The sequence below is a fragment of the Arthrobacter sp. 01L42 genome, from assembly GCF_056400005.1.
This window is the reverse complement of sequence record NZ_JBFTSL010000024.1, coordinates 40,741-60,271: the sequence shown is the minus strand read 5'-3', so window position 1 is coordinate 60,271 and position 19,531 is coordinate 40,741. Positions and strand designations below refer to the sequence as shown.

The 19,531-nt window shown below is 63.2% G+C and carries 15 protein-coding genes; 12 read left to right on the top strand and 3 right to left on the bottom strand.

From position 1 onward, the window contains the following. Positions 1-45 precede the first annotated feature (45 nt). Positions 46-531, bottom strand: a complete 486-nt coding sequence (locus AC1DN2_RS18650) for an aminoacyl-tRNA deacylase (protein WP_476851485.1) — start codon at positions 529-531, stop codon at positions 46-48. 90 nt (positions 532-621) lie between these two features. Beyond that, positions 622-1,821: an acetyl-CoA C-acetyltransferase gene (locus AC1DN2_RS18645; RefSeq protein ID WP_459385405.1), complete on the bottom strand. Its 1,200-nt coding sequence runs from the start codon at positions 1,819-1,821 to the stop codon at positions 622-624. Between the two features lie 396 nt (positions 1,822-2,217). On the opposite strand from AC1DN2_RS18645, the gene rpoB reads away from it, so the two are divergent. The 7 genes from rpoB to AC1DN2_RS18610 all read left to right on the top strand — a co-directional run bounded on the left by rpoB (position 2,218) and on the right by AC1DN2_RS18610 (position 14,896). Then, positions 2,218-5,733 carry a DNA-directed RNA polymerase subunit beta gene (rpoB, locus tag AC1DN2_RS18640; protein ID WP_028275121.1) on the top strand — a complete coding sequence of 1,172 codons (3,516 nt, stop codon included), beginning with the start codon at positions 2,218-2,220 and terminating at the stop codon, positions 5,731-5,733. Between the two features lie 105 nt (positions 5,734-5,838). Further along, positions 5,839-9,738, top strand: a complete 3,900-nt coding sequence (locus AC1DN2_RS18635) for a DNA-directed RNA polymerase subunit beta' (protein ID WP_223913813.1) — start codon at positions 5,839-5,841, stop codon at positions 9,736-9,738. 399 nt (positions 9,739-10,137) lie between these two features. Next, positions 10,138-10,512 carry a 30S ribosomal protein S12 gene (gene rpsL, locus AC1DN2_RS18630; RefSeq protein WP_018773658.1) on the top strand — a complete coding sequence of 125 codons (375 nt, stop codon included), beginning with the start codon at positions 10,138-10,140 and terminating at the stop codon, positions 10,510-10,512. Position 10,513: 1 nt separating this feature from the next. Then, positions 10,514-10,984, top strand: coding sequence for a 30S ribosomal protein S7 (gene rpsG, locus AC1DN2_RS18625; RefSeq protein ID WP_011692813.1), 471 nt, complete (start codon positions 10,514-10,516; stop codon positions 10,982-10,984). 69 nt (positions 10,985-11,053) lie between these two features. After that, positions 11,054-13,168, top strand: a complete 2,115-nt coding sequence (fusA, locus tag AC1DN2_RS18620) for an elongation factor G (RefSeq protein ID WP_079550516.1) — start codon at positions 11,054-11,056, stop codon at positions 13,166-13,168. A gap of 267 nt (positions 13,169-13,435) precedes the next feature. Further along, entirely contained in the window at positions 13,436-14,626 is a 1,191-nt protein-coding gene (gene tuf / locus AC1DN2_RS18615; protein ID WP_018773660.1) for an elongation factor Tu, read from the top strand. A 144-nt stretch (positions 14,627-14,770) separates the two neighbouring features. Further along, positions 14,771-14,896 (top strand): hypothetical protein, encoded by a 126-nt coding sequence (locus AC1DN2_RS18610; protein ID WP_256860042.1) that lies wholly within the window; start codon positions 14,771-14,773, stop codon positions 14,894-14,896. 17 nt (positions 14,897-14,913) lie between these two features. On the opposite strand, the gene AC1DN2_RS18605 is transcribed toward AC1DN2_RS18610, so the two are convergent. Then, the gene (locus AC1DN2_RS18605) at positions 14,914-16,338 is read right to left on the bottom strand and encodes a GH1 family beta-glucosidase (protein ID WP_476851484.1); all 1,425 of its coding nucleotides are present in this window, start codon (positions 16,336-16,338) and stop codon (positions 14,914-14,916) included. Positions 16,339-16,748: 410 nt separating this feature from the next. Here AC1DN2_RS18605 and rpsJ point away from each other — a divergent pair, with 410 nt between their 5' ends. Genes rpsJ through rplB form a run of 5 tightly spaced genes read left to right on the top strand, consistent with a single transcriptional unit; the run spans position 16,749 to position 19,521 of the window. After that, entirely contained in the window at positions 16,749-17,057 is a 309-nt protein-coding gene (gene rpsJ, locus AC1DN2_RS18600) for a 30S ribosomal protein S10 (RefSeq protein ID WP_003803825.1), read from the top strand. A 17-nt stretch (positions 17,058-17,074) separates the two neighbouring features. Continuing rightward, positions 17,075-17,725: a 50S ribosomal protein L3 gene (gene rplC, locus AC1DN2_RS18595; protein ID WP_003803812.1), complete on the top strand. Its 651-nt coding sequence runs from the start codon at positions 17,075-17,077 to the stop codon at positions 17,723-17,725. Between the two features lie 4 nt (positions 17,726-17,729). Then, positions 17,730-18,350, top strand: a complete 621-nt coding sequence (rplD, locus tag AC1DN2_RS18590; RefSeq protein WP_028275117.1) for a 50S ribosomal protein L4 — start codon at positions 17,730-17,732, stop codon at positions 18,348-18,350. Next, the gene (gene rplW / locus AC1DN2_RS18585; protein WP_018773664.1) at positions 18,347-18,652 is read left to right on the top strand and encodes a 50S ribosomal protein L23; all 306 of its coding nucleotides are present in this window, start codon (positions 18,347-18,349) and stop codon (positions 18,650-18,652) included. Before rplD ends, rplW begins: the two co-directional genes overlap by 4 nt. 29 nt (positions 18,653-18,681) lie before the next feature. Beyond that, the gene (gene rplB / locus AC1DN2_RS18580; protein ID WP_026266473.1) at positions 18,682-19,521 is read left to right on the top strand and encodes a 50S ribosomal protein L2; all 840 of its coding nucleotides are present in this window, start codon (positions 18,682-18,684) and stop codon (positions 19,519-19,521) included. Positions 19,522-19,531 lie beyond the last annotated feature (10 nt).

Here is a 19,531-nt window from a genome sequence, read left to right as displayed (position 1 = left end):
CGGATGGGCTCCAAGTGACCCCGCGTTGTTGTTAACCCGGGCGCGCTAGTTGGGTTCAGTGATGTCGGCGACGACGGCGCCCAGCGCCGCCGTCAGGGCATCCGCGTCCACGAACGCGCTGTAGCCATGTTCCCCGGCGCCCATGGAGATCCGCCGGCCCGTGATGGTCTGGTCGGCGTAGACGGGCCAGGGGCGGATGCTGCCGAGCGGCGTGATGGTCCCGCGCTCGTACCCGGTGGCCTCGAAAGCCGTATCCGCCGCCGGCAGCGAGAGCTTGTTGACGCCCAGCAGCGCCCGCAGCTTGGGCCAGGAAATCTGCCGGTCTCCGGGGACCAGTGCGAACAGGAAACTGCCGTCCTTGTGCTTGACCACGAGCGACTTCACGATATCCGCGGGCCGGATCCCGAGGATACCGGCCGCCTCCTCAAGGCTGCGGGCGGCGAGGCGTTCGACGATCTCCACGTTCAGCCCCCGCGCCGCGGCGTCGGCGAGGAACCGTTCGCGGCCGCTGGTTGTTTTCTGCTCTGGCATCGCGTCAAACCTTCCTGACTCCTGGCGGCTGTTCCCGGTCCGCCGGGCCGCCCTGTGGTCCGGGCCCGCCCGGCCCGCCGGTTACCGGTCTTAGTCGCGGTACAGCAGCAGCGCTTCGCCCTGGCCGCCGCCGCCGCACAGGGACACGGCTGCCTTGCCGGTACCCCGGCGCTTGAGCTCGTGGGCCGCGTGCAGGGCCAGCCGGGCCCCGGAGGCCCCGATCGGGTGGCCCAGGGCGATGGCTCCGCCATGGATGTTGCACTGCTCCAGCGGATAGTTGAGGTCCTTCAGGGACTGCACCGCGACGGAACCGAAAGCCTCGTTGATTTCGATGAAGTCGAGGTCCGCGGCGGACCAGCCGGCCTTGTCCAGGGCGTTCTTGATGGCGTTCGACGGCTGGGAATGCAACGAGTTGTCCGGACCGGCGACCTGGCCCGGCTTGCCGACCACCGCGAGATACTCGAGGCCGTTGTCCTCGGCGAACTTCCGGCTGCTCAGCACCAGGGCGGCAGCGCCGTCGGACAGGGGAGAGGAGTTGCCGGCAGTGATGGTTCCGTCCGTGACGAACGCCGCGCGCAGGCCAGCCAGCGACTCGACGGTCGTGTCGGGCCGGATGCCCTCGTCGGAGGTGACGGCGATCGGATCGCCCTTGCGCTGCTTGACGCTCATCGGGGCGATCTCGCCGTCGAAGACGCCGTCCTTCGCGGCCCGGGCGGCACGCTGGTGCGACTGGGCCGCCACCTCGTCCTGGGAGGCCCGGTCAATGCCGAGGGTCAGGTTCTTGCTCTCGGTCGACAGTCCCATGGATTGCCCGTCGAAGGCGTCGGTCAGGCCGTCGTGCGCGGCCACGTCCAGGGCCTGGACCGTGCCGTACGCCCAGCCCTGCCGGGAACCGGGCAGCACGTGAGGTGCGCGGGTCATGGACTCCTGGCCGCCGGCGACCACCACCGTGGCGTCGCCGCTGCGGATCATCCGGGCGGCGTCGATCACGGCGGTGAGGCCCGAGAGGCAGACCTTGTTGATGGTCACCGTCGGCACGTTCCAGCCGATGCCGGCGCCGATGGCGCTCTGGCGCGCAGGGTTCTGGCCCGCGCCGGCCTGCAGGACCTGGCCGATGATCACGCTGTCCACCTGGTCGGCCTTGACGCCGCTGGCGGCCAGGGCCGCGCGGATGGCGTGGGTGCCGAGCTCGACGGCGGTGAAGCTGGCCAGCTGCCCGTTCAGGCGCCCCTGGGGGGTGCGGGCTGCGGCGAGAATGACAACATCGTTGTTGTCGGCAGGATTGCTCATGGTGTTTTCTTCCGATCTACTTTCGACTTATGTCTACGTTATCGTGAGCCCCGTCACCTATCCATTCGGCAAGGTGGACACCGTCGCCGCGAAGAGTCGGGGAAATTCCGCCAAACTTCGTGCTTGCAATCCCGCCGGAAGTGGGGTAGACAAGTAGGTTGCTTTGCCGTATCGTAGATATTTGCGTCTTCCCTGTTTACCTTCAGCCTTCATATAGCGGTGGGCTTAGCCTGACAGCTGTTCCATCAATGTGCCGTCTACCACGTGCACCAGCTATGGACAGCGCGGGTCCCGGGTCATATAGCGGAACCGGACTGGTAGCGCTGCGGAGTCATTCTGCAGAGTGCATAACGGGGGAGATCTGACAACGCCTGAAGGTCTGTGGAAGGATCCCTCTTGGTCGCCTCGAGCACCTCTAATGTAAACAACGCTACCGCTATCAATGCCGACAGCACCGACGGTGCAACCCGCCGGCTCTCATTCGCAAAGATTCACGAACCCCTTGATGTTCCGAATCTGCTCGCCCTGCAAACCGACAGCTTTGACTGGCTGGTCGGGAACGAACGCTGGCAGGCGCGCGTTGCGAAGGCCGTCGAAGAAGGCGACCTCAGCGTCGCCACCTCCTCGGGTCTGTCCGACATCTTCGAAGAGATCTCCCCGATCGAAGACTTCCAGGGCACCATGTCCCTGAGCTTCTCCGAGCCGGAGTTCGCTGACCCCAAATACACCATGGCTGAGTGCAAGGACCGGGACGCAACATACTCGGCTCCGCTGTACGTCAAGGCCGAGTTCATGAACAACAACACGGGCGAAATCAAGCAGCAGACCGTGTTCATGGGTGATTTCCCGCTGATGACCGAGAAGGGCACCTTCGTCGTCAACGGCACCGAGCGTGTCGTCGTCTCCCAGCTGGTCCGCTCGCCGGGCGCCTACTTTGAGCGCACCGCCGACAAGACCAGCGACAAGGACATCTTCACCGCGAAGATCATCCCCTCCCGCGGCGCCTGGTTCGAGCTCGAAATCGACAAGCGCGACCAGGTCGGCGTCCGTCTTGACCGCAAGCGCAAGCAGTCCGTCACCGTGCTGCTGAAGGCCCTCGGCTGGACCGAAGGCCAGATCCTCGAGGAATTCGGCCAGTACGACTCCATGCGCGCCACGCTGGAGAAGGACGCCACCGAGACCCGCGAAGACGCGTTGCTGGACATCTACCGGAAGCTGCGACCGGGCGAGCCGCCCACGGTTGAGGCTGCCCAGTCCCTGCTGGACAACCTGTACTTCAACTCCAAGCGCTACGATCTGGCCAAGGTCGGCCGTTACAAGATCAACCGCAAGCTTGGCATCGACCGCTCCCTTGGCGACAAGGAAGCTTCGGTCCTGCACGTTGAAGACATCGTGGCCATGATCAAGTTCCTGGTTGCGCTGCACGCCGGCGAGAAGACCCTCATGGGCAAGCGCGACGGCCAGGACCACGAGCTCCGCGTCGAGATCGATGACATCGACCACTTCGGCAACCGCCGCATCCGCGCCGTCGGCGAGCTCATCGAGAACCAGGTCCGCACCGGCCTGTCCCGCATGGAGCGCGTTGTCCGCGAACGCATGACGACCCAGGACGTCGAGGCCATCACGCCGCAGACCCTGATCAACATCCGTCCAGTCGTGGCAGCCATCAAGGAGTTCTTCGGAACTTCCCAGCTGTCCCAGTTCATGGACCAGAACAACCCGCTCTCGGGTCTGACCCACAAGCGCCGCCTGTCCGCGCTTGGCCCGGGTGGTCTGTCCCGTGACCGTGCCGGCATGGAAGTTCGTGACGTGCACCCGTCCCACTACGGACGTATGTGCCCGATCGAAACTCCTGAAGGCCCGAACATTGGTCTGATCGGTTCGCTGGCTTCCTACGGACGCATCAACCCGTTCGGTTTCATCGAAACCCCGTACCGCCTTGTCGCCGAGGGTGTCGTCTCCGATGAGGTCAAGTACCTCACGGCCGACGACGAAGCCGAGGTCCTGATCGCACAGGCCAACGCACCGCTCGACGAGAACAAGCGTTTCGCGGAAGAGACCGTCCTGGTCCGTGCCCGCGGTGGTGGAGGCGAGCCTGTGCTGGTTCCCGCCGCCGACGTCGAGTTCATGGACGTTTCCCCGCGCCAGATGGTGTCCGTGGCTACCGCTCTGATCCCGTTCCTCGAGCATGACGATGCCAACCGTGCACTCATGGGTGCCAACATGCAGCGCCAGGCCGTGCCGCTGGTCCGTTCCGAGGCACCGTTCGTCGGTACCGGCATGGAGCGCGCCGCAGCCGTCGACGCCGGTGACGTTGTCATCGCCAAGAAGGCCGGTGTGGTTACCGAGGTCTCCGCTGAGCTGGTCATCATGCTCAACGACGACGGTACGGAAACCAACTACCGCATCAACAAGTTCGCCCGTTCCAACCAGGGCAACTGCTACAACCACCGTGTCCTGGTAAGCGAAGGCCAGCGCCTGGAGGTCGGCGGCATCATCGCTGACGGCCCGGCAACGGACCAGGGCGAGCTCGCCCTCGGTAAGAACCTGCTCGTGGCATTCATGTCATGGGAAGGCCACAACTTCGAGGATGCCATCATCCTCTCCCAGCGCATCGTGGCCGAGGACGTCCTGTCCTCGATCCACATCGAGGAGCACGAGATCGATGCCCGCGACACCAAGCTTGGTGCCGAGGAAATCACCCGTGACATCCCGAACGTGTCTGAGGAAGTCCTGGCAGGCCTGGACGAGCGCGGCATCATCCACATCGGTGCCGAGGTTGAGGCCGGCGACATCCTGGTCGGTAAGGTCACCCCCAAGGGCGAGACCGAGCTGACCCCGGAAGAGCGCCTGCTGCGCGCCATCTTCGGTGAGAAGTCCCGCGAAGTGCGCGACACCTCCCTGAAGGTGCCGCACGGCGAGTCCGGCACCGTGATCGGTGTCCGCGTCTTCGACCGCGACAACGACGACGAGCTGCCCCCGGGCGTCAACCAGCTGGTGCGCGTCTACGTCGCTGCCAAGCGCAAGATCACCGACGGCGACAAGCTCGCCGGCCGCCACGGCAACAAGGGTGTTATCTCCAAGATCCTTCCGATCGAGGACATGCCCTTCCTTGCCGACGGCACCCCCGTTGATATCGTCCTGAACCCGCTGGGTGTTCCGGGCCGCATGAACGTCGGCCAGGTGCTGGAAACGCACCTCGGCTGGGTTGCCAAGACCGGCTGGAAGATCGAGGGCGAGCCCGAGTGGGTCAAGCAGCTGCCGAACCTGCCGCGCGAGAGTGGCCAGACCACTGTGGCGACGCCGGTCTTCGACGGTGCGCGTGAAGAGGAAATCACGGGCCTGCTCGATTCCACCAACGTCACCCGCGACGGCGACCGCCTGATCAACTCTTCCGGCAAGACCCGTCTGTTCGACGGCCGCTCCGGCGAGCCGTTCCCGGATCCGATCTCGGTCGGCTACATGTACATCCTGAAGCTCCACCACCTGGTGGACGACAAGATCCACGCCCGCTCCACCGGCCCGTACTCCATGATCACGCAGCAGCCGCTGGGTGGTAAGGCACAGTTCGGTGGCCAGCGCTTCGGTGAGATGGAAGTGTGGGCGCTCGAAGCTTACGGCGCCGCGTACACGCTCCAGGAACTGCTGACGATCAAGTCGGATGATATCCACGGTCGTGTGAAGGTCTACGAAGCCATCGTCAAGGGCGAGAACATCCCCGAGCCGGGCGTTCCTGAGTCCTTCAAGGTCTTGATCAAGGAAATGCAGTCGCTGTGCCTGAACGTGGAAGTGCTTTCCACGGACGGAACCACAATTGAAATGCGTGACTCTGATGACGCAGTCTTCACGGCTGCGGAAGAACTGGGCATCGATCTGTCTCGTGCAGAGCCCAGTTCCGTAGAAGAGGTTTAGCAGGGGGTTTACGACGGCGGGTTCGCACTCGCCGTCGTAAGCCACCTCCCTCTTCCCGTAACCCAAGACTTCAGAATTTAGAGAACAAGAGAGAACAGGGACCATATGTCCAGCGAATCCTCCTTCGGCCTCATGCAGATCGGCCTCGCCACCGCGGAAGACATCCGTGGCTGGTCGTACGGCGAGGTTAAGAAGCCGGAAACCATCAACTACCGCACGCTCAAGCCCGAGAAGGACGGCCTCTTCTGCGAGAAGATCTTCGGCCCGTCCCGCGACTGGGAATGCTACTGCGGTAAGTACAAGCGCGTGCGCTTCAAGGGCATCATCTGCGAGCGGTGTGGCGTTGAGGTCACCCGTGCGAAGGTCCGCCGTGAGCGCATGGGCCACATCGAACTCGCCGCCCCGGTCACGCACATCTGGTACTTCAAGGGTGTTCCCTCCCGCCTGGGCTACCTCCTTGACCTGGCACCGAAGGACCTCGAAAAGGTCATCTACTTCGCCGCCTACATGATCACGAGCGTCGACGCCGACAGCCGCCACGAAGAACTGCCCAACCTCCAGGTTGAGCACGACATCGAGAAGAAGCAGCTGATCGACAACCGCGACTCGGACATCGCCACGATCGCCCGCGACCTTGAGAACGAGCTTGCCCGTCTCGAAGGCGAAGGCGCGAAGGCTGCCGACAAGAAGAAGGCCCGCGACTCCGCTGACCGCCAGATGGCGAACGTCCGCAAGCGTGCCGACGCCGAAATCGAGCGCCTCGAGCAGGTCTGGGACCGCTTCAAGAACCTCAAGGTCGCCGACCTCGAAGGTGACGAAGGCCTGTACCGCGAACTGCGCGACCGCTACGGCATGTACTTCGAAGGCTCCATGGGTGCCGAGGCCATCAAGAAGCGTCTTGAGAACTTCGACATGCAGGCCGAGTCGGACATGCTGCGCGACATCATCGCCAACGGCAAGGGCCAGCGCAAGACCCGTGCCCTGAAGCGGCTCAAGGTGGTCAACGCGTTCCTGACGACCAACAACAGCCCGCTCGGCATGGTGCTGGACGCCGTCCCGGTGATCCCGCCGGAACTGCGCCCGATGGTCCAGCTGGACGGTGGCCGCTTCGCGACCTCCGACCTCAACGACCTCTACCGCCGCGTGATCAACCGCAACAACCGCCTCAAGCGCCTGCTTGACCTCGGTGCTCCGGAGATCATCGTCAACAACGAGAAGCGCATGCTTCAGGAAGCTGTTGACAGCCTCTTCGACAACGGCCGCCGCGGCCGTCCGGTCACCGGACCGGGCAACCGTCCGCTGAAGTCCCTGAGCGACATGCTCAAGGGCAAGCAGGGCCGTTTCCGCCAGAACCTCCTCGGCAAGCGCGTCGACTACTCCGGCCGTTCGGTCATCGTCGTCGGCCCGCAGCTGAAGCTGCACCAGTGTGGTCTGCCCAAGCAGATGGCCCTGGAGCTCTTCAAGCCGTTCGTGATGAAGCGCCTGGTGGACCTCAACCACGCCCAGAACATCAAGTCGGCCAAGCGCATGGTGGAGCGTTACCGTCCGCAGGTCTGGGACGTCCTCGAAGAGATCATCACCGAGCACCCCGTGCTGCTGAACCGTGCACCTACCCTGCACCGTCTCGGTATCCAGGCGTTCGAGCCGCAGCTTGTTGAAGGCAAGGCAATCCAGCTGCACCCGCTGGTTTGTGGCGCTTTCAACGCCGACTTCGACGGCGACCAGATGGCAGTCCACCTGCCGCTGAGCCCCGAGGCCCAGGCCGAGGCCCGCATCCTGATGCTCTCCTCGAACAACATCCTGAAGCCGTCTGACGGCCGCCCGGTGACCCTGCCGTCGCAGGATATGATCATCGGTCTCTACCACCTGACCACCAAGCGTGTCGGTTCAGCTGGCGAAGGCCGGATCTTCTCCTCGGTCGCGGAAGCCATCATGGCCTACGACCTTCACGAGCTGCACCTGAACTCCAAGGTCAAGATCCGGCTCGAGGGCTTCGTGCCCTACGCCGGCTGGGAAGCCCCGGAGGGCTGGGAGCCCGGTCAGATGGCACTGGTCGAGACCTCCCTCGGCCAGGTCATCTTCAACCAGACGCTGCCCGCGGATTACCCGTGGGTTGAGGATGTTGCCGACAAGGGCGAGCTGTCCCGGATCGTCAACGACCTCGCCGAGCGCTACCCGAAGGTGATCACGGCGGCAACGCTGGACAACCTGAAGGATGCCGGTTTCTACTGGGCCACCCGCTCCGGCGTGACCGTTGCCATCTCCGACATCGAGGTGCCCACGGACAAGCCGCGGATCCTCGCCGGTTACGAGACCATGGCCGCCAAGATCCAGGGCCAGTACGACAAGGGCCTGATCGACGACGACGAGCGTCGCCAGGAACTGATCGAGATCTGGAACAAGGCAACGAACGAGATCGCCCAGGCGATGCGTGACAGCCTGTCCCCGATGAACACGATCAACCGCATGGTGTCCTCGGGCGCACGTGGTAACTGGATGCAGGTCCGTCAGATCGCGGGTATCCGTGGCCTGGTGGCCAACCCTAAGGGTGAAATCATCCCGCGTCCGATCAAGTCCTCCTACCGCGAGGGCCTCTCGGTGCTGGAATACTTCATCGCCACGCACGGTGCCCGTAAGGGTCTGGCTGACACCGCCCTGCGTACCGCCAACTCGGGTTACCTGACCCGTCGTCTGGTGGACGTGTCGCAGGACGTCATTGTCCGCGAAGAGGACTGCGGTACCGAGCGCGGCCTGATGACCGCCATCGCGGTGGCCGACGCCAACGGCGTCCTCGTCCTGGACGAGAACGTCGAGAACAGCGCCTACGCCCGCACCCTGGCCGTCGACGTCGTCGACTCCAAGGGCAAGGTTCTGGCAGCTGCCGGCACCGACTGCGGCGACGTCGTCATTGCCGAACTGTTCGCAGCCGGCATCACCGAGGTCAAGGTCCGCTCCGTACTCACCTGTGAGTCCAGCGTCGGCACCTGCGCCCTGTGCTACGGCCGTTCGCTGGCCACTGGCAAGACCGTCGACATCGGTGAGGCCGTGGGCATCATTGCCGCGCAGTCCATCGGTGAGCCGGGTACCCAGCTGACCATGCGTACGTTCCACACCGGTGGTGCTGTTTCCGCCAGCGGTGGCGACGACATCACCCAGGGTCTGCCCCGTATCCAGGAGCTCTTCGAAGCCCGTACTCCGAAGGGTGTCGCACCGATTGCTGAAGCAGCCGGCCGCATCACCATCGAAGAGTCCGAGCGCCAGATGCGCCTGGTCATCACCCCGGATGACGGATCTGAAGAGATCGCCTACCCGGTGCTGCGCCGTTCACGTCTTCTCATCGAAGACGGCGATCACGTCAGCGTTGGCCAGAAGCTCATCAACGGCCCGGTCGACCCCAAGCAGGTGCTGCGCATCATGGGTCCCCGTGCCGCGCAGAAGTTCCTGGTGGACGAAGTCCAGGGCGTGTACCGCAGCCAGGGCATCGGTATCCACGACAAGCACGTCGAGGTTATCGTCCGCCAGATGCTGCGCCGCGTCACGGTCATCGAGTCCGGCGAATCGGACCTGCTGCCCGGCGAGCTCGCCGAACGCAGCCGTTTCGAAGAGGCCAACCGCCGCGTTGTGTCCGAGGGCAAGACGCCGGCATCCGGGCGTCCCGAGCTCATGGGCATCACCAAGGCGTCCCTGGCGACCGAGTCCTGGCTGTCCGCAGCTTCCTTCCAGGAGACCACCCGCGTCCTGACGCAGGCGGCCATGGAAGGCAAGAGCGATCCGCTGCTCGGCCTCAAGGAAAACGTCATCATCGGTAAGCTCATCCCGGCCGGCACGGGTCTCCCGCGCTACACCGAGGTCACCGTGGAACCCACTGAAGAAGCAAAGGCCAACCTGTTCACCGGCCCCAGCGCATTCAGTGACTTCTCCTACGACTCGCTGGGCGGCGACGGAGCTCCCGAGTTCCACGCCATCCCGCTGGATGACTACGATCTCGGCAGCGACTTCCGCTGAGCTGAGTGACTGACAGGCCCCGTTCCCACCTCGGTGGGGGCGGGGCCTTTCCAGTGGTAAAACCCCGCCGATTAAGGGCTGGGACCGGTCCGTGTTAGACTTGAGACTAATTGTTATTGTGGCAGTGGATGAGTGCGCCGGTTTGAGCCAGACAGCTTGCAGCTGAAAGGTTCAACCAGGACGACGTTTCCGGTTTGCAGGGTTCTTGTGCAACGTATGCCACATTTTCGCATGCCTAGGGGCAGTTCGGGTCGAAAGTCCTTGGACCCCGGCGTGCGGTCCGACTATTAAGGCTTCGCCTCAGCTGCTCTGGAGAGAACTTCAAAGCTCGGGCGGCGAGGCGCAGCGACAAGAGAGCGGCCGCCAACGGCCGCTCCGGATAAAACGGAGAACACGAGAGTGCCTACGATTAACCAGCTGGTCCGCAAGGGCCGCACGCCTAAGGTCAAAAAGACCAAGGCTCCCGCGCTTAACGGCAGCCCGATGCGCCGCGGTGTTTGCACCCGCGTTTACACGACGACCCCGAAGAAGCCGAACTCGGCTCTGCGTAAGGTTGCTCGCGTACGCCTCAACGGCGGCATTGAAGTCACCGCATACATCCCCGGTGTGGGCCACAACCTGCAGGAGCACTCCATTGTGCTCGTCCGCGGCGGCCGCGTGAAGGACCTTCCGGGTGTCCGCTACAAGATCGTCCGTGGCGCCCTCGATACCCAGGGTGTCAAGAACCGTAAGCAGGCTCGCAGCCGCTACGGCGCAAAGATGGAGAAGAAGTAATATGCCTCGCAAGGGTCCGGCCCCCAAGCGGCCGCTAGTTCTAGATCCCGTTTACGGCTCCCCACTGGTCACCCAGCTCATCAACAAGGTGCTGGTTGACGGCAAGAAGTCCACCGCAGAGCGCATCGTTTACGGTGCGCTCGAGGGTGCTCGCGCCAAGTCCGGCGGCGACCCCGTTGCAGCCCTCAAGAAGGCCATGGAGAACGTCAAGCCTTCGCTTGAGGTCCGCTCCCGCCGTGTTGGTGGCGCCACCTACCAGGTCCCCGTTGAGGTCAAGCCGGGCCGTTCCACGGCCCTCGCCCTCCGCTGGCTGGTTGGCTACTCCAAGGCCCGCCGCGAAAAGACCATGACCGAGCGCCTCCAGAACGAAATCCTGGATGCCTCGAACGGTCTCGGTGCCGCTGTGAAGCGTCGCGAAGACACCCACAAGATGGCCGAGTCCAACAAGGCCTTCGCACACTACCGCTGGTAATACTTCCCGGACGCCGCCGGCTCGACTGAGCCGGCGGCGAACGTGCAGTCCATCCGAAAGGGAGACACCGTGGCACAGGACGTGCTTACCGACCTTAGCAAGGTCCGCAATATCGGCATCATGGCCCACATCGATGCCGGCAAGACCACTACTACCGAGCGCATCCTCTTCTACACGGGTGTGAACCACAAGATCGGCGAAACGCACGACGGCGCTTCGACGACTGACTGGATGGAACAGGAAAAGGAACGCGGCATCACCATCACGTCTGCCGCCGTGACCTGCTTCTGGGAAAACAACCAGATCAACATCATCGACACCCCCGGCCACGTGGACTTCACGGTCGAGGTTGAGCGCTCCCTGCGCGTCCTCGACGGCGCAGTCGCCGTGTTCGACGGCAAGGAAGGCGTGGAGCCGCAGTCCGAGACTGTTTGGCGCCAGGCTGACAAGTACAACGTTCCGCGCATCTGCTTCGTCAACAAGATGGACAAGCTCGGCGCTGACTTCTACTTCACCGTCGACACCATCATCAGCCGCCTCGGTGCCAAGCCGCTCGTCATGCAGCTGCCGATCGGCGCCGAGAACGACTTCATCGGCGTCGTCGACCTCCTTTACATGCGTTCGCTGGTCTGGCCCGGCGACGCCAAGGGTGACGTCACCATGGGTGCCAAGTACGAGATCCGCGAGATCCCGGCTGACCTCCAGGCGAAGGCCGAAGAGTACCGCGCAACGCTCATTGAGACCGTTGCCGAGTCCTCCGAGGAACTCATGGAGAAGTACCTTGAGGGCGAAGAGATCAGCATCGATGAGCTCAAGGCCGGCATCCGCAAGATGACGATCAACTCTGAGATCTACCCGGTCTTCTGTGGTTCTGCATTCAAGAACCGCGGCGTTCAGCCCATGCTTGACGCTGTGGTGGACTACCTGCCGAACCCGCTCGACGTCCCGCCGATGATCGGTCACGATCCCCGCGACGAAGAGAAGGAGCTTACCCGTAAGCCCTCCTCTGAAGAGCCCTTCTCCGCACTGGCGTTCAAGATCGCCGCGCACCCCTTCTTCGGCCAGCTGACCTTCGTCCGCGTGTACTCCGGTCACGTGGAAGCAGGCTCGCAGGTGGTCAACTCCACCAAGGGCAAGAAGGAGCGCATCGGCAAGCTGTTCCAGATGCACGCCAACAAGGAAATGCCCGTCGAGGGCGCTACCGCCGGCCACATCTACGCAGCGATCGGCCTCAAGGACACCACCACGGGCGACACCCTGTGCGATCCGGCCAACCAGATTGTCCTCGAGTCCATGAGCTTCCCGGAGCCCGTGATCTCGGTTGCGATCGAGCCGAACACGAAGGGTGACCAGGAGAAGCTCTCCACGGCCATCCAGAAGCTCTCCGCTGAGGACCCGACCTTCCAGGTCTCCCTCAACGAGGACACCGGCCAGACCATCATCGCCGGCATGGGCGAGCTCCACCTGGACATCCTGGTGGACCGCATGCGCCGCGAATTCAAGGTCGAGGCAAACGTTGGCAAGCCGCAGGTTGCTTACCGCGAAACCATCAAGCGTGCTGTAGAGCGTCACGACTACACGCACAAGAAGCAGACCGGTGGTTCCGGCCAGTTCGCAAAGATCCAGATCGCGATCGAGCCGCTGGACACCTCAGGTGGCGAGCTGTACGAGTTCGAGAACAAGGTCACCGGTGGCCGCGTTCCGCGCGAGTACATCCCGTCGGTCGACGCCGGCATCCAGGATGCGCTTAACGACGGCGTCCTGGCCGGTTACCCGGTTGTCGGCATCAAGGCGACGCTGATTGACGGCGCTTACCACGATGTTGACTCCTCGGAAATGGCGTTCAAGATCGCCGGCCGTATGGCTTTCAAGGAAGCCGCACGCAAGGCGAACCCTGTCCTGCTCGAACCGCTGATGGATGTCGAGGTCCGCACCCCTGAGGAATACATGGGTGAAGTTATCGGTGACCTCAACTCCCGCCGTGGCCAGATGCAGTCCATGGAAGATGCCCAGGGCGTCAAGGTTATTCGCGCACACGTCCCGCTGTCCGGCATGTTCGGCTACATCGGTGACCTGCGCTCGAAGACCCAGGGCCGCGCTGTGTACTCCATGACGTTCAACAGCTACGCCGAGGTCCCGAAGGCAGTCGCCGACGAGATCATCCAGAAGAACCGCGGCGAGTAGTCTTCTAGACGCCTCGCAGCAACAAGAAACTCGGGTGCGTCTCCGCCAGCGGAGACACATCTGGTGCAAGTGGCCGGACTCCGGTCAGCTGTAGTCCGGCCCGGCCGGAGTTCGGCCGCCTGCACGAACAGGCTCTAGGCACTAGCATTAGTACCTGAATCTGCAATTTCATCAATCCAAAGCCCCCCAAGTAGACTTACTGGAGTTTCTGCCGCGACAAGCGCGGCCGAAGGGTAAGTCAATTTGAAAACGTTCTAGGAGGAACCTGTGGCAAAGGCAAAGTTCGAGCGGACTAAGCCGCACGTTAACATCGGTACCATTGGTCACGTTGACCACGGTAAGACGACGCTGACGGCCGCCATTTCCAAGGTGCTGTACGACAAGTACCCGACTCTCAACGAGAAGCGTGACTTCGCGTCGATTGACTCTGCTCCCGAAGAGCGTCAGCGCGGCATTACCATCAACATCTCCCACGTTGAGTACCAGACCGAGAAGCGCCACTACGCACACGTAGACGCTCCGGGTCACGCTGACTACATCAAGAACATGATCACCGGCGCTGCTCAGATGGACGGTGCAATCCTCGTGGTTGCCGCCACTGACGGCCCGATGGCTCAGACCCGCGAGCACGTTCTGCTCGCCCGCCAGGTTGGCGTTCCCTACCTGCTGGTCGCGCTGAACAAGGCTGACATGGTTGACGACGAAGAGCTCCTCGACCTCGTTGAAATGGAAGTTCGCGAGCTGCTCAGCTCGCAGGGCTTCGATGGCGACGAGGCTCCGGTTGTTCGCGTTTCCGGCCTGAAGGCCCTCGAAGGCGACCCCGTCTGGGTCAAGTCCGTTGAGGACCTCATGGCTGCTGTCGACGAGTCCGTTCCGGACCCCGTACGTGACCGTGACAAGCCCTTCCTGATGCCGATCGAAGATGTCTTCACGATCACCGGCCGTGGCACCGTTGTTACGGGCCGCGCCGAGCGTGGAACTCTCGCCATCAACTCCGAGGTCGAGATCGTCGGCATCCGCCCGGTCCAGAAGACTACGGTTACCGGTATCGAGATGTTCCACAAGCAGCTCGACGAAGCATGGGCCGGCGAGAACTGTGGCCTCCTGCTCCGCGGTCTGAAGCGCGACGATGTCGAGCGTGGCCAGGTTGTCGTCAAGCCGGGTTCCATCACCCCGCACACCGACTTCGAGGCTAACGTCTACATCCTCTCCAAGGACGAAGGCGGACGTCACAACCCGTTCTACTCCAACTACCGCCCGCAGTTCTACTTCCGCACCACGGACGTAACCGGCGTTATCACCCTGCCGGAAGGCACGGAAATGGTTATGCCCGGCGACAACACTGAGATGACCGTTGCGCTCATCCAGCCGATCGCAATGGAAGAGGGCCTCGGCTTCGCTATCCGCGAAGGCGGCCGCACCGTTGGTTCAGGACGCGTCACCAAGATCATCAAGTAATTACTTGCCGATCTGATGCTTTGCCCCTGATCAGCCAGCCGTCTGGCAGCTGAGAAGAGGATCGGGAACAGCCCCGCTGCACTTGCAGCGGGGCTGTTCCTTTTAAGTTCCTGATACCTTTGCAGGAAGGGAAGGGAGCTCACCATGGGCTGGTTCATTTTTCTGTTGATCGCCGCCGCGGTCGTCGTCGCGTTCTTTTGGGCGAAGAGGCACTTCCGCCAGGAGATCGAGCGCGCCAAGCGCATCAATAGGTCCAACCGCAACCAGTAGCAGCGGCCGGGCGGGGCTCAGGCCCGGCGTGCCCGCGCGAGGGCCTGGTACCAGTAGTACGAGTCTTTCGGCGTGCGCTTGAGGCTCGTGAAATCGACGTGCACCAGGCCGAAGCGCTGCGAGTAGCCGGCCGCCCATTCGAAGTTGTCCATCAGCGTCCAGACGTAATAGCCGAGCAGTTCGACGTCGTGGGCCACGCCCCCGGGGGAGGTCGCCTCCACCGCCTGGCTGAGGTGTGCGGCGAGGTAGCTGATCCGGCCGGCATCGGGAATGGGGCCGGTGACGTGGTCCGGTTCGGGGAAGCTCGCCCCGCTCTCGGTGATGTAGAGCGGCGGCAGCGAGGACCCGTACCGGTCCTTCAGCTCCCGGAGCAGGATCCCCAGATGGTCCGGAGCGACCGGCCAGCCGAATCCTGTGCGTTCATACTCCGGGAACGCGGCCATGTGGAACGGGACTTTCAGCATCGCCTCCGCGGTTGCCGAGGGGCTGTCAACGCCGCGTCCCGTGGCCACCTTCACGGGGTAGTAATAGTTCAGGCCGTAGAAATCCAGCGGCTGGTGGATCGTGGCCAGGTCCGCGTCGCTGATGCTCCGCATTGAACGGAACCACGGCCGGGCGATCAGCGGCAGCCGGGGAAAGCGGCCCAGGAGGATCGGGTCAGCGTAGAGCCGGTTCAGCACGAAGTCGAACACCCTGGCCAGCATCCTGTCTGTTGGCGAACCGGAAGCAGGCCGGACGGGGGAATGCAGGTTCGTGACGCCGACGGCGCCGGCGACGCCCTCCGCGCGCAGCGCCTGAACCGCCAGCCCGTGCCCCAGGAGCTGATGCCGCACCGACGGCAGGGCATCGAAGAGCAGGCCGCGGCCGGGTGCGTGGACGCCCAGGGCGTAGCCGTTCAGGGTAACCGAGGCGGGCTCGTTCAGCGTCACCCACTGCGCCACGCGGTCGCCGAACCGCTTGCCGGCGGCCGCGCTGTACTCGGCGAACCGTTCCGCCGTCGAACGGTTCATCCAGCCGCCCCGGTGCTCGAGGGGCAGCGGCGTATCCCAGTGGTAGAGAGTGGCCATGGGGGAGATGCCGGCGGCGAGGAGCCGGTCGATCAGGCGGTCGTAGAAGTCCAGCCCGGCCGCATTGAAGCGGCCGCTGCCCTCGGGCTGGACCCGCGGCCACGAGATCGAAAAGCGGTAGGAATCGATCCCGAGATCCCGCATCAGTTCGATGTCTTCCTCGGCGCGGTTGTAGTGGTCGCAGGCCACGGCGGGGGAGTGCCCGTGCAGGATGTTGCCGGGCTTTTCGGCAAAGGCGTCCCAGCCGGAGGGGCCGCGGCCGCCGGCGGCAAGGCTGCCCTCGATCTGGAAGGCCGCGGAGGAAACACCCAGGGTGAATCCCGGGCTCAGGCGTGCGGCGAGGGCCTGAACTGCTACAGAGTCCTGCACAGTCATGCCCCTATCATCCATTCGACGGCGATTCAGGACAATGGCCCTCCGGCAGTGATTGCACCGCCGTGCAGAGGGCTGATTCGCTTCTGCCCGCAAATTCCGGCATACTAGATGAGTTGTTCAAGCGCTCTTTCGCGTCCCGATCCGGATAATGCCGGATGCCAGGGTCCAAGTGAGAGACCAAACATAACCCACTCCCCATGGAATTGCGGACGCGTACGTGTGAAAACATGCGACACGCCCGACCGCGGGGGTCGGTTGCGTCGGCAGGTTGAGGAACCCGGATCCTTCCGGATTCAGCTTGTGCGGCGGGTGGTAGTCACGACTTCAAATGCTTCGGCAGCCATACAACTAGTAAGTGAACAGGGCAGCCCTAATCAGGGGAAGCACAGACTGAAAGAGAGTCAGGCGACATGGCGGGACAAAAAATCCGCATCCGGCTGAAGTCATATGACCACGAGGTCATTGACGTTTCAGCACGGAAGATCGTTGAGACGGTCACGCGCGCAGGCGCAACTGTAGTTGGCCCCGTGCCGCTGCCGACGGAGAAGAACGTTTACTGCGTTATTCGCTCTCCGCACAAGTACAAGGACAGCCGCGAGCACTTCGAAATGCGCACGCACAAGCGTCTTATCGACATCATCGACCCCACGCCCAAGGCTGTTGATTCGCTCATGCGTCTCGACCTGCCGGCCGACGTGAACATCGAAATCAAGCTGTAGGGAGGTGCTGAGAGACTATGACCGCAACCCGTAACGTAAAGGGCCTGCTGGGCACGAAGCTCGGCATGACCCAGGTCTGGGACGAGAACAACAAGCTCATCCCCGTCACTGTGGTCCAGGCTGACTCGAACGTCATCACGCAGCTGCGCAACGCAGAAACTGATGGCTATGTCGCCGTTCAGATCGGCTACGGCCAGATCGATCCCCGCAAGGTCACCAAGCCGCTGGCTGGTCACTTTGAAAAGGCAGGCGTCACGCCTCGCCGCCACGTCGTAGAACTGCGCACTGCAGATGCTGACTCTTACGAGCTGGGCCAGGAGCTCTCCGTAGAGCTCTTCGAAGCCGGCCAGAAGATCGACGTCGTTGGCACCACCAAGGGTAAGGGCTTCGCCGGTGTTATGAAGCGTCACGGCTTCCACGGCGTTGGAGCTTCCCACGGTGCCCACAAGAACCACCGTAAGCCCGGTTCAATCGGTGGCGCATCCACCCCGAGCCGCGTCTTCAAGGGCATGAAAATGGCCGGCCGCATGGGCGCCGTTCGTCACACCACGCTGAACCTCACGGTCCACGCGGTTGACGTCGAGAAGTCGCTGCTCCTGATCAAGGGCGCCGTTCCCGGCGCCCGCGGCCAGGTCGTACTCGTACGCACCGCCGTGAAGGGAGCCTAGTTCAATGACTAGCACTGTCAAGGTTGACCTGCCTGCAGAGATCTTCGACGTACAGACCAACGTGCCGCTGCTGCACCAGGTCGTCGTTGCCCAGCTCGCTGCTGCTCGCCAGGGTACCCACAAGACCAAGACCCGCGCCGAGGTTTCCGGTGCAGGTCGCAAGCCGTTCAAGCAGAAGGGCACCGGCCGCGCCCGTCAGGGTTCCATCCGTGCTCCTCACATGACCGGTGGTGGCGTTGTCCACGGCCCCACGCCGCGTGACTACAGCCAGCGCACCCCCAAGAAGATGATTGCTGCTGCACTGCGCGGCGCACTCTCGGACCGCGCCCGCAACGGCCGCGTCCACGTCGTTGCTGACCTGGTTGCCGGCTCCACGCCGTCCTCCAAGGAAGCACTGGCAACCCTGCGCGGAGTTTCCGAGCGCAAGAACCTGCTCGTTGTCATTGAGCGCGCCAACGATGTTGCTGCACTGTCCGTGCGCAACCTCGAGGAAGTTCACGTTCTGTACGCAGACCAGCTGAACACCTACGACGTTCTCGTTTCCGACGACGTAGTCTTCACCAAGGCTGCCTACGAAGCATTCGTTGCTGACAAGGTTGCAAAGAACGAGGAGGATGCCAAGTGAGTGCAGCCACCATCAAAGACCCGCGCGACGTCGTGCTTGCACCCGTTGTCTCGGAAAAGAGCTACGGCCTGATCGACGAGGGCAAGTACACCTTCCTGGTGGACCCCCGCTCGAACAAGACCGAGATCAAGCTGGCCGTGGAGAAGATTTTCTCCGTCAAGGTCGAATCGATCAACACCATCAACCGTGCCGGTAAGCGCAAGCGCACCAAATTCGGCTGGGGTACCCGCAAGAACACCAAGCGTGCAATTGTGAGCCTCAAAGAAGGCACTATCGACATCTTCGGCGGTCCGCTTTCATAGCGGAGACCACTTTAACGAGGAAATAAATTATGGGAATCCGTAAATACAAGCCGACTACCCCGGGCCGTCGCGGCTCGAGCGTAGCGGACTTCACTGAAATCACGCGGTCGACGCCGGAAAAGTCGTTGGTACGTCCCCTCCCGAAAAAGGGTGGCCGTAACAACTCCGGTAAGATCACGACCCGTCACAAGGGTGGTGGACACAAGCGCCAGTACCGTCTGATCGACTTCCGTCGCCACGACAAGGACGGCGTCAACGCCCGCGTTGCCGAAATCGAGTACGACCCGAACCGCACGGCTCGGATCGCCCTCCTGCACTACGTTGATGGCACCAAGCGTTACATCATCGCCCCGAACAAGCTGTCCCAGGGCGACTTCGTAGAGGCCGGCGCCGACGCTGACATCAAGCCCGGCAACAACCTTCCGCTGCGCAACATCCCGGTCGGTACCGTAATCCACGCAGTCGAACTGCGTCCGGGTGGCGGCGCCAAGATGGGCCGCTCCGCCGGCGCATCGATCCAGCTCGTTGCAAAGGAAGGCCGTTTCGCCCAGCTGCGTCTGCCTTCCGGCGAAATCCGCAACGTTGACGTGCGCTGCCGCGCAACCGTCGGCGAGGTCGGCAACGCCGAGCAGTCGAACATCAACTGGGGCAAGGCCGGCCGTATGCGGTGGAAGGGCGTTCGCCCGACCGTCCGTGGTGTCGCCATGAACCCGGTTGACCACCCCCACGGTGGTGGCGAGGGTAAGACGTCCGGTGGACGTCACCCCGTCAACCCGAACGGTAAGCGCGAAGGCCGCACCCGCCGTCCCAACAAAGAGAGCGACAAGCTTATTGTTCGTCGCCGTCGTACTGGCAAGAACAAGCGATAGGAGCCTGGAC

Coding starts and splice junctions, on each gene's coding strand:
- AC1DN2_RS18650 (WP_476851485.1), bottom strand. CDS start 531: ATGCCAGAGCAGAAAACAACCAGCGGCCGCGAACGGTTCCTCGCCGAC.
- AC1DN2_RS18645 (WP_459385405.1), bottom strand. CDS start 1,821: ATGAGCAATCCTGCCGACAACAACGATGTTGTCATTCTCGCCGCAGCC.
- AC1DN2_RS18635 (WP_223913813.1), top strand. CDS start 5,839: ATGTCCAGCGAATCCTCCTTCGGCCTCATGCAGATCGGCCTCGCCACC.
- rpsG (WP_011692813.1), top strand. CDS start 10,514: ATGCCTCGCAAGGGTCCGGCCCCCAAGCGGCCGCTAGTTCTAGATCCC.
- AC1DN2_RS18610 (WP_256860042.1), top strand. CDS start 14,771: ATGGGCTGGTTCATTTTTCTGTTGATCGCCGCCGCGGTCGTCGTCGCG.
- AC1DN2_RS18605 (WP_476851484.1), bottom strand. CDS start 16,338: ATGACTGTGCAGGACTCTGTAGCAGTTCAGGCCCTCGCCGCACGCCTG.
- rpsJ (WP_003803825.1), top strand. CDS start 16,749: ATGGCGGGACAAAAAATCCGCATCCGGCTGAAGTCATATGACCACGAG.
- rplC (WP_003803812.1), top strand. CDS start 17,075: ATGACCGCAACCCGTAACGTAAAGGGCCTGCTGGGCACGAAGCTCGGC.
- rplD (WP_028275117.1), top strand. CDS start 17,730: ATGACTAGCACTGTCAAGGTTGACCTGCCTGCAGAGATCTTCGACGTA.
- rplB (WP_026266473.1), top strand. CDS start 18,682: ATGGGAATCCGTAAATACAAGCCGACTACCCCGGGCCGTCGCGGCTCG.